Raw genomic sequence first — 14,288 nt, forward strand, 5'->3', positions numbered from 1 at the left:
CGCGCCGGCCCGCAACACCCCGGCCCTGGCCCACGCGCGGCCCGGGAGGAAGGCGGCAACTGCCATGATCCGCTGGAACGCCGACCAGAAGGCCCTGCGCGAGGGCCTGGCCCGCTTCGGCGACGACCTGAGCGCCGGCCACATCGAAGGCGACGAGCAGGCCGCCTTCTCCCACGACAAGTGGCGCCTGATCCAGAAGACCGGAATCCTCGCCCTGCCCTTCGAGGAGCGCCACGGCGGCCTGGACCAGTCCCTGCTCACCACCATGTACGTCCTCGAAGGCCTCGGCGAGACCTGCCGCGACGGCGGCCTCAACTTCTCCGTCACCACCTCCATGGCCTCCACCGGCGTGCCCCTGCAGGCCTTCGGCTCACCCGCCCTCAAAGAGGCCTTCCTGCCCCGCATCGCCTCCGGCGAGGCGATCGGCGCCCACGCCATCACCGAGAGCGAGTCCGGCTCCGACGCCATGCGCATGCGCACCCGCGCCGTGCGCGACGGCGACACCTTCGTCCTCACCGGCGCCAAGACCTTCGTCTCCAACGGCCCCGTCGCCGACCACATCGTCGTCTACGCCCGCACCCACCCCCAGGGCGGGGCGCTGGGCGTCACCGCCTTCCTCCTGGACCGCGCCATGCCCGGGCTGAGCACCGGAAACCCCATCAAGAAGATGGGCCTGCGCACCTCCCCGATCAGCGAGCTCTTCCTCGACGAGGTCCGCGTCCCCGCCGCCCGCGTCCTGGGCCGCGTCGGCGGCGGCTTCCTCGTCCTGGACCACGTGATGAAACGCGAGATCCTCTACTCCTTCATCGTCAACACCGGCGAGATGCAGCACCGCCTGGCCCGCTGCCTCGACTACGCCAAGACCCGGATGTCCTTCGGCAGGCCCATCGGCTCCTACCAGTCGGTCGCCAACAAGATCGTCGACACCAAGATCCGCCTGGAGACCGCCCGCAAGTGGCTCTACGACACCGCCCAGCGCCTGGAGGCCGGCGAGAACGTCACCGTCGACATGGCCATCGCCAAACTCCTCACCAGCGAGTCCAACCTCGCCACCTCGCTCGCCGCCGTCCAGGTCTTCGGCGGCAACGGCTACATGGCCGAGTACGGCCTGGAGAAGGACGTGCGCAACGCCGTCGCCGGCACCATCTACTCCGGCAGCAACGAGATCCAGTACAACCGCATCGCCGCCATGCTCGGACTCGGCAAATGACCGCCCCCGCCGCCGCCCTGGCCCCCGCCCGCCTGGGCCACCTCAAGGTCTGCGGCGCCCGCACCCGCGCCGACCTCGACCTCCTCGCCGCCACCGGCCCCACCCTGGTGGGCCTGTGGCACGGCATCCCCGGCGGCCCCGCCGACCTGCCCCCCCAGCACCTCGCCGACCTCGCCGCCACCGCCATCCGCCTGGGCCTGGAACCCGTCCTGGTCACCTTCCTCGACGACCCCCACCACCTCGCCCGCCTCGCCCGCGAGACCGGCATCCGCTGGATCCAGCTGCACGCCTACCAGAGCCCCGCCCTCGCCGCCCGCCTGCGCGAACAACTCCCGTACGCCGTCCTCGTCAAAGTCCTCCACCTCGCCCGCGGCCGCTGCCTGGAACGCGCCTTCACCCCCGCCTACGAACGCGCCGGCGTCGACCTGTTCCTCCTGGACACCGTCACCGACGACGGCCGCGTCGGCTCCACCGGCCAGAGCCTGGACCCCGCCGACGTCCACGCCCTGCTGCCCCGCCTGTCCATCCCCTTCCTCCTCGCCGGCGGCCTCAGCGCCCACAACCGCGACACCTACCGCACCGTCACCGACCACCCCCTCTACGCCGGCGCCGACATCGACACCGCCGCCCGCGACCGGGCCGGACACCTCACCCGCGAGGCCGTCACCGCCCTCGCCCGCGCCTGGCACCCCCGCCCCCAGGAGGCCCGCGCATGACCTTCATCGACGCCCTGCTCACCGCCCGGCGCCCCCTGATCACCGAAGTCAAACTCCGCGACCCCCACGGCGCCGACCTGCTCGGCCCGCGCACCGTCACCGACCTCGTCACCCGCTACGAGGCCGCCGGCGCCCCCTGCCTGTCCGTCGTCACCGGCCGCTGGTTCGGCGGCACCCCCCGCCTGCTGCGCGAGGTCACCGCCGCCACCGACCTGCCCGTCCTCCAGAAGGACTTCCTCACCCGCCCCGCCCAGCTCGAAGCCGCCCGCGCCCAGGGCGCCGCCGCCGTCCTGCTCACCGCCGCCCTGCTGCCCGCCGCCTCCCTGGCCCGCCTGGTCACCTGCGCCCTCGGCCTGGGCCTGACCCCCTTCGTCGAGATCACCGACGAACGCGAACTCGACCACCTGCCCGCCCCCGAGGACTGCGTCGTCGCCGTCAACAACAAGGACATCCGCACCCGCGAACGCGACCCGGGCGACCCGCAACGCAGCCTGCGCCTGCTGCCCGCCGTGCGCGCCGCCGGCTGCCGCGCCCCCGTCTCCGCCTCCGCCATCACCGACCCCGCCCAGGGCGCCCGCCTCCTGGACGCCGGCTACGCCGCCCTGCTGGTGGGCACCGCCCTGATGCGCAGCCCCGACCCCGCCGCCTGGCTCACCGCCCTCGACGCCGCCCGCACCGCCGGCACCGCCCGCACCGCCGGCGCCTGCGACACCGCCCCGGACACCGCCCCGGACACCGCCCCGCACGCCGCCCCGCACGCCGTCAGAGCCGGGGCGGCGGTGTGAACCCCGCCCTGCGCACCCGCTCCCTGGTCCTGGACGCCGCCGGCATCCCGCTCTCCGCCCTGGTCGCCGAACCCGAACACGGCGAGCCCAAGGCCGTCATCCTCGCCGTCCACGGCCGCGGCATGCGCGCCGCCTACTTCGCCGGCCCCGCCCACCCCGACACCAGCCTGCTCACCCTCGCCGCCGCCCTCGGCTACAGCGTCCTGGCCGTCGACCGCCCCGGCCACGGCGCCTCCGCCCACCGCCTGCCCCAGGGCCAGCTCATCGCCGACCAGGCCGCCACCCTGCACGCCGCCCTCACCGACTACGCCCGCGCCCACCCCACCGGCGCCGGCGTCCAGCTCCTCGCCCACTCCTTCGGCGGCAAGATCGCCCTGGCCCTCGCCGCCCACTGGCCGGGCGAGCCCGGCCCGCCCCTGCTCGGCGCCGACATCTCCGGCCTCGCCCAGCACTACGCCCCCGGCGCCTGGGAGCGCCCCGACGACCTCGCCGGCGGCGGCCGCCTCAACTGGGGCCCCCTCGCCCTCTACCCGCCCGGCACCTTCCACGCCGCCCGCACCCTGCTCACCCCCGTGCCCGCCCTCGAATCCCGCGAACTCGCCACCTGGCCCGAGCGCTTCACCGCCCTGGCCGCCCGGGTACGCGTACCGGTACGCCTCACCCTCGCCGACCACGAGGCCTGGTGGCGCCTGGACGCCCCCCACCGCACCGCGCTCACCGCCGCCTTCCCCCCCGGCCTGGCCCGCCTGGTCACCGCCCACCACGCCGGCCACAACCTCTCCCTGGGCCACGCCGCCCGCCCCTACCACCTGCGCGCCCTCGCCTTCACCGACGACTGCCGCACCCGCCCCGCCGCCCCCGCACCCGCCCACCCCGCGCCCGCACCCGCCCTCGCCGCCGTCTGACACCCCGCCGCCCGGCCCCCGCCCCCGCCGTGTGCCGCCCCGCGGCCCCGCAACCGGAGACGGGGGACGGGGGACGGGGGACGGGGGACGGCTCCCTCACCGAAGCCCGCCGGTGCGCCGGTGCGCCGCTTCCCCCGGCTCCCTCACCGAGGCCGGCCACGGCCACCGGCACCGGCACCGGCACCGGCACGGGCACGGCTGACGCCGCGCCACCGCCCGGCCCCACACGGGGTTCCGCCGCCGCCCGCGCCCACCGCACCGCGGAACAGGCATGGCGGGGCCGACGCACGGCCGCGCCGGGCCCTCACCGGGGCGGACGCCGCCCCGACCTCAGTCGAGTCGCTTGAGCATCCTGACCGAGGTCGTCTCGTAGCCGAGCGACTCGTAGAGGCCGCGCGCACCCGTGTTGAACCCGAAGACGTTGAGGCCGAGGGCATGGGCACCCTGGGCCCGGGCGTACTCCTCGCCCAGGACCATGGCCCTTCGCCCGAAGCCCCGGCCCCGCCTGTCGGCGTCGATCACGATGTCCCAGACCCACCAGGCACCGGCGTCACCACTCCTGTCCGGTCCGATCCAGAGGTAGCCGACGGCCTCCCCGGCGTCATCGACCACGTCGAAGACCGCGTGCCCCGGGCCCGGTGCGCCGGAGGGAAAGGAGCGGGCCATGCTCTCGTCGGCGTGCCGGCGGGCGTCCTGGGACGTCTGCCCCGCAGCGACAAGGTCTTCGACGTACTCGGCCCGACTGCGCTCGAGCCAGGCGGGGAAGAGCCGGGGGTCCAAGGGGCGGAGGGTGACAGGCATCCGACCGGCCTCCCACACCGCCGGCGCCGCAGCGGCACCCCTGCCGCCCCACGGCCGCGACCGCCCGTCAGCAGGGCGGACACCGCCCGGCCCGGACCTAGGAGTAGTACTTGTGCAGGTCGTCGGAGGCCATGGCGGTGCCGTGGTGGACGGCCCGGCTGGAGTAGGTGCTGCGCAGGTGGGCGGCCTGGCGGGTGCGCTCCAGCTCGATCAGCAGGCCCGCGTCGTCGCCGCGGGAGCGGCGGGCGCGCTCCCGCCGCGACAGCAGGACGGTGCAGCACACGACGGCGCCCACCAGCGCGGCCAGCAGCAAGACGACGGTGCCCAAGCGTCCCCCCGAGGACGGCCCCCGCGTGCGGGGGCGCTGACGGCCCCCATCCCGGAGCCCTGCACAGATCCTTGCACGAAACATCCCCGGGCGGCCGCCATCTGAGCGGATCTTGAGCAAGACCCGCCCCGCCCGCCCCCCGCGACGGCCAGGGCCCGCCGCACCGCCCGGACGGGCCCTACCGGCCGTCGTCGATCCGGTCGACGCTCCCGCCCAGGCGCAGGATCAACTCCTGCGGGTGCAGCACCAGTTCGACCACGAAGGCGGTCACGAAGGCCACCGGCAGCAGCAGGTGCACGTACAGGGCCCCCGTCAGCGCGCACCGCACCAGACGCAGTCCGGGGCGGGCACCGGGCGCGGCCCCGCGCCGCCGGGCCCGGGCGCCGCGTACGACGCCGATGCCCAGGCCCGCCAGCGCGCCGGCCGAGCCCAGGAACACCACAGCGGCCACGCCGCGCGGCCCGCACCCGGGGCGGGACAGCAGCCACAGGTCGCCCGCCGACGTGAGCGCCCCGAACAGCACCGCCTGGGCGGCGTCGCCGCCCGCGGCCCGCCCCGCCCGCCGGATCCACTGCACCCGTCCAGCATGGCGGCCCGCCCGCCCGGACCGAAACCCCTTGGACGGCAGGGGAGTCGGCCCGCTGCGAGGGGGCCGTCCGCACAAGGGCGGAGGGCGTGCGGGGCGGGTGCACCCCGGTCGCGCGGAAGCGGTTCGCGGCCGACCGGGCCGAACCGGCCCGCCACCCGCACCCGCCGGCCCCGGTCGACCCCGCCGCGGTGGACCCGGCCCGGCACGGGCGGGTCCGCCCGCCCAGCCCGCCGCAACCCGCCGAGGGCCGCCCCCGGCGACCACACCGGGGCCTTCCACTCGCCGCCCACGACAACCGGATGCGGCCCGGGCTGTTCCGCCTCGAGTACGACGAGGACGGCGCCCGGCCGCTCGGCCCGGCCGGGAACGGTTTCCGCTTCGTGGCGTCGGCGCCGGGCCGGCACCGCCGGCACTTCCGGCGCACCGGCGCCGACCCGGTCCCGCTGTTGTCCGAGCCCGTCGGGCGGCTCGCGCCGGCGACCTTCGACGGGAGTCGACCCAGCCAGTCGATCTCGGGTGCTCCTAGGATCGGGGGCATGACGACCAGACTCGTGCAGATCAACATGAAGGCCCGCGACGACGCGGCGCTCGGCCGGTTCTGGGCGCAGGCCCTCGGCTGGGGCGTCGACAGCGAGGGGCCGGGCGTGACCAACCTCGAACCGGTGGGCTTCTCCTACCCCGACCCGGTGGCCGTCTGCATCGACATCGTCGCCCGCCCGGAGCCCAAGACGGTGAAGAACCGGGTGCACCTCGACCTGGCCACCACCTCGCCCGCCCACCAGGCCGAGCTGGTCGCCCGCCTGCGCGACCTCGGCGCCACGCCCGCCGACGTGGGGCAGGGCGAGGTGCCCTGGACGGTGCTGGCCGACCCGGAGGGCAACGAGTTCTGCGTCCTGGAGCCCCGTGAGGTCTACCGGGACACCGGGCCGGTCGCCGCGGTGGTGGTCGACTGCGCCGACCCGCGGGAGATGGCCCGGTTCTGGGACGGGGCGATGGACTGGACGCTGCACGAAGTCGCCGACGACTTCGCGAGCATGCGCTCCGCCCGGGGCGTCGGCCCCTACCTGGAGTTCATCCGCACCCCCGACCCCAAGACCGGGTGGAACCGCGTCCACCTCGACGTACGCCCCTACCGCGGCGACGACCCGGCGGCGGAGCAGGCCCGGCTGCGCGCCCTGGGCGCCACCGACCCGGGCATCGACCAGTCGGGGATCGCGTGGACGGTGCTCGCCGACCCGGAGGGCAACGAGTTCTGCCTCCTGGCCCCCGCCTGACGGATCATCGGATCTTCGCAAAAGCCGCCTGCGGACTGCGACCGGCCAGTAGCATGATCATCGAGATTCGCTGTTCGCGGTGCTGCCGAACCCGCTGTTCCCGGACGCGACCACCCCCAGGGGCGCGCACCGGCGCGCACCCTTTCGTGCAGAAGGAGAACGGCATGGCCACGGGCACCGTGAAGTGGTTCAACGGGGAGAAGGGCTTCGGATTCATCGCCCAGGACGGCGGCGGCCCGGACGTGTTCGTCCACTACTCCGCGATCCAGGGCACCGGCTTCCGCAACCTCGAGGAGAACCAGGCGGTGGAGTTCGAGATCACGCAGGGCCCCAAGGGCCCGCAGGCCGACCAGGTCCGCGCGATCTGACCCGGCCGCCCCAGGCCCCGCACCGGCGACGAAGCCGGCGCGGGGCCTTCGCCGTGCGCGGGCCCGGGTGGTGCGCAGGTCGCCGCCCCGCACCGCCGAAGCCCCCACCGGCCGCGCCCCGCCCCCGCCCCGCCCCTCGACGGATACTTCTCACTGAGAGCTAAAATCGGGGGTATGGAGCCAGGAACCGCACCCCCCTCCGACGCCCCCCTCGCCGACGAGTTCTCCGCCCTCCTCGCCGGCATCCAGCGCCTGCTGCGCCGCCGCCTGCGCCGCGGCCTGGAACAGCCCCGCCTGCGCGGCGCCCAGGTCGAACTGCTGCGCCTGGTCATGGACAGCCCGGGCCTGCGGGTCTCCGCCGCCGCCGAGGAACTGTGCCTGGCCGGCAACTCCGTCTCCACCCTCGTCAACCAGCTCGCCGCCCAGGACCTGCTGCGCCGCGAGGCCGACCCCGCCGACCGGCGCGCCGCCCTGCTCTACGCCACCGGGGCCGCCGAGCAGCGCCTCGAGGCCTGGCGCGAGCGGCGCCGGGCGCTGACCGGCGAACTCCTCGCCGCCCTGCCCGAACGGGACCGGGCCGCGCTGGCCGCCGCCCTGCCCGCGCTGCGCGCCCTCGCCCGGGGACTGCGCGACCTGCCCGAGGAGGACCCGCGATGAGCGCACGAGCAGCCGGGACGCCGGCGGCCGCACAGGCCGTGGTGTGCCGGGGCCTGGAGTACAGCTTCGGCCACGGCCGCGGCAAGGCCACCCGCGCCGTGGACGGCGTCGACCTGACCGTGCGCACCGGCGAGGTCCTGGGCCTGCTCGGCCCCAACGGCGCCGGCAAGACCACCACCATCCGCGCGATCACCACCCTGCTGCCCGCCGGCCCCGGCATGGTGCGCGTCTTCGGCCACGACGCCGCCCGCCGCCCCATGGAGGTACGGCGCCTGCTCGGCTACGTGCCCCAGCAGCTGTCCGCCGACGCCGGGCTGACCGGGCGGGAGAACGTCGCCCTGTTCGCCCGGGTCTTCGACGTCCCCCGCGCCGAACGCGCCCGCCGCGTCGCCCAGGCCCTGGCCGCCGTCGACCTCACCGACGCCGCCGACCGGATGGCCGCCACCTACTCCGGCGGCATGGTGCGCCGCCTCGAACTCGCCCAGGCCCTGGTCAGCGCCCCGCGCCTGCTCGTCCTGGACGAACCCACCATCGGCCTGGACCCGATCGCCCGCACCGGCGTGTGGGAACGCGTCGAGGCGGTGCGCCGCGCCACCGGCATGACCGTCCTGGTCACCACCCACTACATGGACGAGGCCGAACGCCACTGCGACCGCATCGCCCTGATGGACCGCGGCCGCATCCGCGCCCTGGGCACCCCCGCCGAACTCAAGGACGGCATCCGCCCCGACACCCCCGCCGGTGCCGAGCCCACCCTGGACGACGTGTTCCGCCACTACGCCGGCCGCGACCTGGCCGACGCCACGGAAGGAGACTTCGGCGATGTCCGCCGTACCCGCCGCACGGCCGACCGCGTCGGCTGAACCCCCCGCCCCCGACCCCGACCCCGCCCCCGCCCCCGACCTGAGCCTGCTGCTGGTGCCCCCGCGCGCCCGCACCGGCTGGCGCCTGGTGCCCGCCCGGGTCGCCGCGATGTGCGCCGTGGAACTGCAGAAACTGCGCCACGACCGCACCGAGCTGTACACCCGCGCCGTCCAGCCCGCCCTGTGGCTGCTGATCTTCGGCGAGACCTTCACCCGCCTCAAGGCGATCCCCACCGGCGGCATCCCCTACCTGGACTACCTCGCCCCCGGCATCATCGCCCAGTCCGCGATGTTCATCGCGATCTTCTACGGCATCATGATCATCTGGGAGCGGGACTCCGGCGTCCTCACCAAACTCCTCGTCACCCCCACCCCGCGCGCCGCCCTCGTCACCGGCAAGGCCTTCGCCGCCGGCGTCAAGGCCGTCCTGCAAGCCGTCGTCGTGGTCCTCATCGCCGCCGCCCTGGGCGTCGCCATGACCTGGAACCCGCTGCGCCTGCTCGGCGTGGTGGCGGCGGTGCTGCTCGGCTCGGCGTTCTTCTCCTGCCTCTCGATGGCCATCGCCGGGATCGTGCTGACCCGCGACCGCCTGATGGGCATCGGCCAGGCGATCACCATGCCGCTGTTCTTCGGCTCCAACGCCCTCTACCCCGTCGACCTGATGCCCGGCTGGCTGCAGGCCGTCAGCACGGTCAACCCGCTCAGCTACCAGGTCGACGCCCTGCGCGGCCTGCTCATCGGCACCCCCTCCCACCTGCCGCTGGACTTCGCCGTCCTGGCCGCCGCCGCCGCGGCCGGCATCGCCGCGGCCTCCGCCCTGCTGGGCCGCCTGGCCCGCTGAGGCCCCACCGCAGGGCCCGTGCGCAGGGCCGGAACACGGCGGCGGAACCGCAGGGCCGGAACACGGCGGCGCAAAGACGACAGGAGGTGTCGGGATTCGCCGCGAAGGTGGGGGGAGCGGCCGGCGCGGTGACGGCGCCGGCCGGGGACCGCGTACGGACAAAGGACCCCCCATGCTCGAGACCCCCGACGACCTCGCCCGCCTCCAGGCCCTCCTGGACACCTCGCTCGCCCGCTCCACCGCCCACCTGCGCTCGATCGTCAACAGCGAACGCGCCCTCACCGCCCGCCAGGTCACCGGTGCGCTCACCGGGATGTGCACGCTCGCGCTGTCCACCGTCACCGTCCGGGGCGAGCCGCGGGTCAGCGGCGTGGACGGCCACTTCCTGCGCGGCGCGTGGCACTTCGGCACCGCGCGCACCGCCGCCAAGGCCCGCCACCTGGCCGCCCGGCCCGCCGTCAGCGCCGCCCACCTGCGCGGGGAGGACCTGGGCGTGTTCACCCACGGCACCGTGCGGACCCTCAACCCCCACGGCGGCCGGCCGGCCGCCGACTGGCCCGAACTGCTCCGCTACTTCCAGGACTTCTACGGCCGCGACACCTTCGACTGGGACCACGACGTCGTCTACTACCGGCTGCACCCGCACTGGATGGCCGCCTTCGCCCACGACCCGGGCGCCCTGGCGCTGTTGGACGACGGGCGCCGACCCGAGCGGTGAGGTGCGGCGGGTACGGCGACAATGGGAGGCCGGCCCGCACGTACGGCGGGCACCGGGGGAGGACGGGAGAGGAGGCCGGGGTGCGGGCGAGCCGGGCCGTCGCGCTGCTGCTGCTCCTGCAGGAGCGGCGGGCCATGACCGCCGCCGACCTCGCCGCCGAACCGGAGGTCTCCGAACGCACCGTGCAGCGCGACGTCGCCGCCCTCGCCGAGGCGGGGGTGCCGGTGTACGCCGAGCGCGGCCGCGCCGGCGGCTACCGGCTCGTCGACGGCTACCGCACCCGCCTGACCGGCCTGGAGCCCGCCGAAGCCGCCGTCCTGCACCTGGCCGGCCTGCCCGGCCCGCTGCGCGACATGGGCCTGGCCGGGCAGGCCCTGGCCGCCCGGCTCAAGGTCGCCGCGGCCCTGGGCCCGGCCCCCGCGGCCGCCGCCCAGCGCTTCCACCTCGACGCCCCGGCCTGGTTCCGCGAGGCCGAAACCCCGCCGCTGCTCGCCGAGGTGTCCCGCGCGGTGTGGCAGGACCGGGTGCTGCACGCCCGCTACGCCGCGCGCGGCGCCACCCGCCGGCGGCGCCCGGAGCCGTACGGCCTCGTCCTCAAGGCCGGGCAGTGGTACGTCGCCGCCCGCAGCCCCTCGGGGCGCGTCGGCTCCTACCGGGTCGACCGCTTCGAGACCGCCGAGGCCACCGCGGAGCACTTCGAACGCGACCCGGACTTCGACCTCGCCGCCTACTGGGCCACCGCCGCCCGGGAGTTCACCCGCGCCATGCTGCGCGAACGGGCCCGGGTGCGGCTCAGCCCGCCGGCCGTGGCCGACCTCGCCGTGCTGCTGGAGGCCACCGCCGCCGCCGACGCCCTGGCCGGCGCCGGCCCCCGGACGCCCAGGGCTGGGTCACCGTCACCCTGCCGGTGGAGGACTGGGAGATCGGCTACCGCGAACTCCTGCGCCTGGGCCCGGAGGCCGAGGTCCTCCACCCGCCCGCCCTGCGCGCCCGCCTCGCCGACGCCACCCGCCGCGCGGCCGCCCTCTACACCTGAGCGGCCGCGCCGGGGCGGGGGTTGCGCGCGGGGCCCGGGCGCCGGCCGGGCCCCGCGCGCGGGGAGGGGGGTCAGGCGGTGGTGGGGGACTGGGCGGTGAGGCCGGTGACGAGCTGGTCGCGGATGCGGGCCGGGACCTGGGGGGCGAAGCGGGCCAGGTAGTGGGTCAGGTGGCTCTGGTCGCCGACCAGGAACGGCAGGTCGAAGACCAGCAGCTTGCGCACCGCGAGCAGCGGCACGGGCGCGCGCAGCGGGCGGAAGGCGCCGTTCCACAGGCCCGGTTCCTCGCACACCGGGTGGAACTGGCCGATCATCAGGCCCTGTTCGACGAACTCGTCCTTGGCCTTGCGCTGGAGTTCGTCCAGGGCGGTGGAGTCGGCGCGGTCCAGCCGGGGCAGCACCAGCAGCACGGTGAGCAGCTCGCGGTCGCCCTCCTCGTCGAGGCGGGCCAGCAGCCGGTCGTAGTGCTCGCGCAGTTCGCCCACCAGGGCGGGCAGGTCGGCGCCGGTGCCCTCGCCGCCGCCGGCGTCGGCGTCGGCGACGGCGAGGTGGAACAGGCCGCGGCGCAGCGAGGGCTGGGTGTAGGGGCAGACGGGGCCGCTGCGGCCCAGGTCGGGGTGGGCGGTGGTGAGGAACTGCCGGGCCCAGTCGAGGACTTCGGCGGCCTCGGGGTGGGCGTGGGCGGCGCCGGCGTCGATCTGCTCGGCGCTGAACAGGCGCAGGGCGCCGCCGGCGGGGGCCGCGGGAACGGGGGCCGTGGCGGCGGGGGCGGTCATCGGGGGCCCCGCCACACCGGGTTCAGGCGCGGGCCGCCGGCGGGCAGGGCGATGGCCTCGCCGAAGCGGGTGAAGCCGGCGGCCCGGCTCAGGCGGGCGCCGGAGGGCGAGCTGGTCTCGGCGTAGACGGCCTGGCCGGCCCGGTCGACGCCGGTGAGCATGGCGGCGAGCAGGGCCTCGCCGGCGCCGGTGCGGTGGGCGTCGGGGTGCACGCCGATGAAGGCGAGGTAGTAGTGGGGGCGGTGGCGCGGGTGGCGGCGCGTCTGCAGGTGGGTGATGGCGGCCAGGCGGCGGGCGGACTCGGGGTTGCGGGCGCTGTCGACGGCCCGCTCCAGGGCGCGGGCGGCGGTGCGGTCCTGCTGGCGGGGGTCCTCCCACACCCCCGGCGGCAGGAACAGCAACGCCCCCTGGGGCGCGCCGCCCGCGTCGTCGCGGTCGTGGACGGCGAGGGCGCCGCCGTGGGCCAGGCACTGGTCGAGGTGGACGCGGAAGAAGGCGGGCAGCACGCGCTCGCGGTGGGCGGGGTCGGGGAAGGCCCAGCGGGTGAGCGGGTCGTCCTGGAAGGCGGCGGCCAAGGCGCGGGCGAGCGGCTCGGCGTCCTCGGCGCGGGCGGCTCTGACGACGGGCGCGGCGGCCGCGGCCGGGGCGGGGTCCGGGGCGGCGGCAGCGGCCGGGGCAGGGGCGGCGGGCCGTACGGGGGCGGGGGCGGTGGTCAACGCGGGCTCTCCTCGGCAACGGACGGCAGGGCGTCGGGAACGTTCTCGAAAGCGGCGGCACGATCGGCGCAGGCGTCGGAGCCGGCGTCGGAGGCGACCGCCTCGGCGGCCAGCGCCGCCACCCGCGCGTGCAGGCGCGGCAGCCACTGCTCGGCCTCGGGCTTGATCAGCACGCTGCGCAGCACCCGCGCCCCGTCGGCGTCGGCCGCCAGGCGCGGGTGGCGGCGGGTGAGGTCGGCGGCGTCCACGCGCAGCAGGCTCAGGTAGACGGGGTCCTCGCCGTCGGCCATGCCCGCGCGCAGCACCCGGTCGGCGGCCGCGTCCACGGCGCTGAGCGTGGCGGCGCCGGCGCGCGGGGTGGGGAAGTAGGTGACGATGTCCAGCTGCGGCGCCTGGTTGAGCGTCAGTTCCTCGCAGTCGTCGATCAGTTCGGCCCAGCGCAGGGCGGTGCGCCGCCCCGTCGCCAGCACCCGGCCCAGGCCGTCGGCGGTCAGCGGCAGCAGCTGCAGGGTCAGCCACAGGGCGGCGGCCGAGGCGCCGGCGCGCGAGCACTCCAGGCTGATCTCGCCCAGGTGCAGTTCGGCGTCGGTGAAGTAGGTGTACGGCGAGTCGTGGGCGAAGTGGCGCCCGATCGCCGGGTCGGCGAACAGCACCGCGCCGCAGCCGTAGGGCTGCAGGCCGTGCTTGTGCGGGTCGACGGTCACCGAGTCGCAGGCCCCGATGGCCTGCCACGGCGCCGGGTCCAGGCCCAGGGCGGCGGCCTGCGCGCCGTCGCGGCCCAGCAGGGCGAAGAACCCGCCGTAGGCGGCGTCCACGTGCACCCGCGCCCCGTAGCGGCGGGCCAGCGCCAGCACCTCGTGCACCGGGTCGACGGCGCCGGGCCCGGTGGTGCCGCAGGTGGCCACCACGGTGCCCACGCGCCCGGTGCGCAGCAGCTCCTCCAGCGCGCCGACGTCCATCCGCCCGGCGGCGTCCGCCGCCACCGCGTGGCCCTGGACGCCGAGCACGTGGCACATCCGCGCGTGGGTGTAGTGGGCCTGCGCGCTGTAGGCCACGCCCCGGCCGGGGTGGCTCTGGCGGGCCACGTACAGGGCCTCCAGGTTGGCGATGGTGCCGCTGGACGTCAGGTGCCCCACGTGCGCGGGCAGGCCGAACATGGCGGCCAGCGCCGCCACGCACTCGCGTTCCATGTCGCTGGTGGCGGGCCCGCCCTCGTAGGCGTGGTTGTTGGGGTTGAAGCGCATCGCCGCCAGGTAGCCCACCAGGGCCGCCGGGTGCGGGGGCTTGACCATCTGCCCGGCGTAACGCGGATGGAAGAACGGGTAGTTGTGCTCCAGGCGCTTGGCGAAGCGCTCGAACGCGGCGGCGAACTGCGCCTCGTCCACCGCGTTCACCGGGTGCGGGGTGTACGGGCCGAACCGCTCGCCCCACCGCTCGGCCACCTCGGCCGCCCTGGGCAGCCAGTACCGCAGGTCCACTGGGGGCCCTTCCTTCGTGTCCGCCGCAACCCCCGTGCGGGGCCCGGCTCTTGAGGGTTCTTCGAGTGCGTCCCGAGCCACCGTGACCGCCCCGGCGCAAGCCGCCCGCAACATCCCCAGCTCACCGCCGTCCGCCCGCGAACCGGCACCGGCGCACCGCGGCGCGCCCAAGCCGCGCCCCAGCGGCGCGCGAGGAGCCGCTGCTGCAATCGCCCCCGGACCAGGCC

Annotated in this window: 17 protein-coding genes and 1 pseudogene; 12 read left to right on the forward strand and 6 right to left on the reverse strand. The window is 76.3% G+C overall.

Annotated elements, in window-relative coordinates; all coding sequences use genetic code 11:
* Positions 1 to 64 precede the first annotated feature (64 nt).
* From ABTY61_RS30490 to ABTY61_RS30505, 4 genes are read left to right on the forward strand one after another with little or no spacing between them, the layout of a single operon-like run.
* A complete protein-coding gene (locus ABTY61_RS30490) occupies positions 65 to 1,210 on the forward strand; it encodes an acyl-CoA dehydrogenase family protein (protein WP_350508328.1) in 1,146 nt (381 codons plus the stop codon).
* Positions 1,207 to 1,926, forward strand: a complete 720-nt coding sequence (locus tag ABTY61_RS30495) for a phosphoribosylanthranilate isomerase (protein WP_350508329.1) — start codon at positions 1,207 to 1,209, stop codon at positions 1,924 to 1,926. Before ABTY61_RS30490 ends, ABTY61_RS30495 begins: the two co-directional genes overlap by 4 nt.
* A complete protein-coding gene (locus ABTY61_RS30500; protein ID WP_350508330.1) occupies positions 1,923 to 2,711 on the forward strand; it encodes a beta/alpha barrel domain-containing protein in 789 nt (262 codons plus the stop codon). The genes ABTY61_RS30495 and ABTY61_RS30500 overlap by 4 nt, the downstream gene beginning before the upstream one ends.
* Positions 2,708 to 3,616 (forward strand): alpha/beta fold hydrolase, encoded by a 909-nt coding sequence (locus tag ABTY61_RS30505; RefSeq protein ID WP_350508331.1) that lies wholly within the window; start codon positions 2,708 to 2,710, stop codon positions 3,614 to 3,616. Before ABTY61_RS30500 ends, ABTY61_RS30505 begins: the two co-directional genes overlap by 4 nt.
* Before the next feature lie 330 nt (positions 3,617 to 3,946).
* Here ABTY61_RS30505 and ABTY61_RS30510 read toward each other — a convergent pair whose 3' ends face one another.
* The 3 genes from ABTY61_RS30510 to ABTY61_RS30520 form a co-directional block, all read right to left on the reverse strand.
* The gene (locus ABTY61_RS30510; RefSeq protein ID WP_350508332.1) at positions 3,947 to 4,417 is read right to left on the reverse strand and encodes a GNAT family N-acetyltransferase; all 471 of its coding nucleotides are present in this window, start codon (positions 4,415 to 4,417) and stop codon (positions 3,947 to 3,949) included.
* A 97-nt stretch (positions 4,418 to 4,514) separates the two neighbouring features.
* Complete coding sequence (locus ABTY61_RS30515) at positions 4,515 to 4,745, reverse strand: hypothetical protein (RefSeq protein ID WP_350508333.1); 231 nt, start codon at positions 4,743 to 4,745, stop codon at positions 4,515 to 4,517.
* A 178-nt stretch (positions 4,746 to 4,923) separates the two neighbouring features.
* Positions 4,924 to 5,322 carry a hypothetical protein gene (locus tag ABTY61_RS30520; protein WP_350508334.1) on the reverse strand — a complete coding sequence of 133 codons (399 nt, stop codon included), beginning with the start codon at positions 5,320 to 5,322 and terminating at the stop codon, positions 4,924 to 4,926.
* 548 nt (positions 5,323 to 5,870) lie between these two features.
* On the opposite strand from ABTY61_RS30520, the gene ABTY61_RS30525 reads away from it, so the two are divergent.
* The 8 genes and pseudogenes from ABTY61_RS30525 (at position 5,871) to ABTY61_RS42040 (ending at position 11,091) form a co-directional block, all read left to right on the forward strand.
* Positions 5,871 to 6,608 carry a VOC family protein gene (locus ABTY61_RS30525; protein ID WP_350508335.1) on the forward strand — a complete coding sequence of 246 codons (738 nt, stop codon included), beginning with the start codon at positions 5,871 to 5,873 and terminating at the stop codon, positions 6,606 to 6,608.
* Positions 6,609 to 6,772: 164 nt separating this feature from the next.
* Positions 6,773 to 6,976: a cold-shock protein gene (locus ABTY61_RS30530; RefSeq protein WP_350508336.1), complete on the forward strand. Its 204-nt coding sequence runs from the start codon at positions 6,773 to 6,775 to the stop codon at positions 6,974 to 6,976.
* A 174-nt stretch (positions 6,977 to 7,150) separates the two neighbouring features.
* The gene (locus ABTY61_RS30535) at positions 7,151 to 7,633 is read left to right on the forward strand and encodes a MarR family winged helix-turn-helix transcriptional regulator (protein WP_350508337.1); all 483 of its coding nucleotides are present in this window, start codon (positions 7,151 to 7,153) and stop codon (positions 7,631 to 7,633) included.
* Positions 7,630 to 8,496 (forward strand): ATP-binding cassette domain-containing protein, encoded by an 867-nt coding sequence (locus tag ABTY61_RS30540; RefSeq protein ID WP_350508338.1) that lies wholly within the window; start codon positions 7,630 to 7,632, stop codon positions 8,494 to 8,496. Before ABTY61_RS30535 ends, ABTY61_RS30540 begins: the two co-directional genes overlap by 4 nt.
* A complete protein-coding gene (locus tag ABTY61_RS30545) occupies positions 8,456 to 9,337 on the forward strand; it encodes an ABC transporter permease (protein WP_350508339.1) in 882 nt (293 codons plus the stop codon). The genes ABTY61_RS30540 and ABTY61_RS30545 overlap by 41 nt, the downstream gene beginning before the upstream one ends.
* A 172-nt stretch (positions 9,338 to 9,509) precedes the next feature.
* Positions 9,510 to 10,055, forward strand: a complete 546-nt coding sequence (locus ABTY61_RS30550) for a pyridoxamine 5'-phosphate oxidase family protein (RefSeq protein WP_350508340.1) — start codon at positions 9,510 to 9,512, stop codon at positions 10,053 to 10,055.
* A 134-nt stretch (positions 10,056 to 10,189) separates the two neighbouring features.
* A pseudogene (locus ABTY61_RS30555) lies at positions 10,190 to 10,675 on the forward strand (helix-turn-helix transcriptional regulator); the annotation flags it as partial.
* Complete coding sequence (locus tag ABTY61_RS42040) at positions 10,663 to 11,091, forward strand: WCX domain-containing protein (RefSeq protein WP_502895457.1); 429 nt, start codon at positions 10,663 to 10,665, stop codon at positions 11,089 to 11,091. The pseudogene ABTY61_RS30555 and the gene ABTY61_RS42040, both read left to right, overlap by 13 nt.
* 71 nt (positions 11,092 to 11,162) lie before the next feature.
* Here ABTY61_RS42040 and ABTY61_RS30565 read toward each other — a convergent pair whose 3' ends face one another.
* The 3 genes from ABTY61_RS30565 to ABTY61_RS30575 are packed head-to-tail and all read right to left on the reverse strand — an operon-like array spanning position 11,163 to position 14,061.
* Positions 11,163 to 11,867: a DUF6875 domain-containing protein gene (locus ABTY61_RS30565; RefSeq protein ID WP_350508341.1), complete on the reverse strand. Its 705-nt coding sequence runs from the start codon at positions 11,865 to 11,867 to the stop codon at positions 11,163 to 11,165.
* Positions 11,864 to 12,583: an N-acetyltransferase gene (locus tag ABTY61_RS30570; protein ID WP_350508342.1), complete on the reverse strand. Its 720-nt coding sequence runs from the start codon at positions 12,581 to 12,583 to the stop codon at positions 11,864 to 11,866. Before ABTY61_RS30570 ends, ABTY61_RS30565 begins: the two co-directional genes overlap by 4 nt.
* Entirely contained in the window at positions 12,580 to 14,061 is a 1,482-nt protein-coding gene (locus ABTY61_RS30575) for a pyridoxal phosphate-dependent decarboxylase family protein (protein WP_350508343.1), read from the reverse strand. The genes ABTY61_RS30570 and ABTY61_RS30575 overlap by 4 nt, the downstream gene beginning before the upstream one ends.
* Positions 14,062 to 14,288: the final 227 nt, after the last annotated feature.

Origin of the sequence: Kitasatospora sp. NPDC096128, assembly GCF_040303105.1 — a bacterium.
GTDB lineage: Bacteria > Actinomycetota > Actinomycetes > Streptomycetales > Streptomycetaceae > Kitasatospora.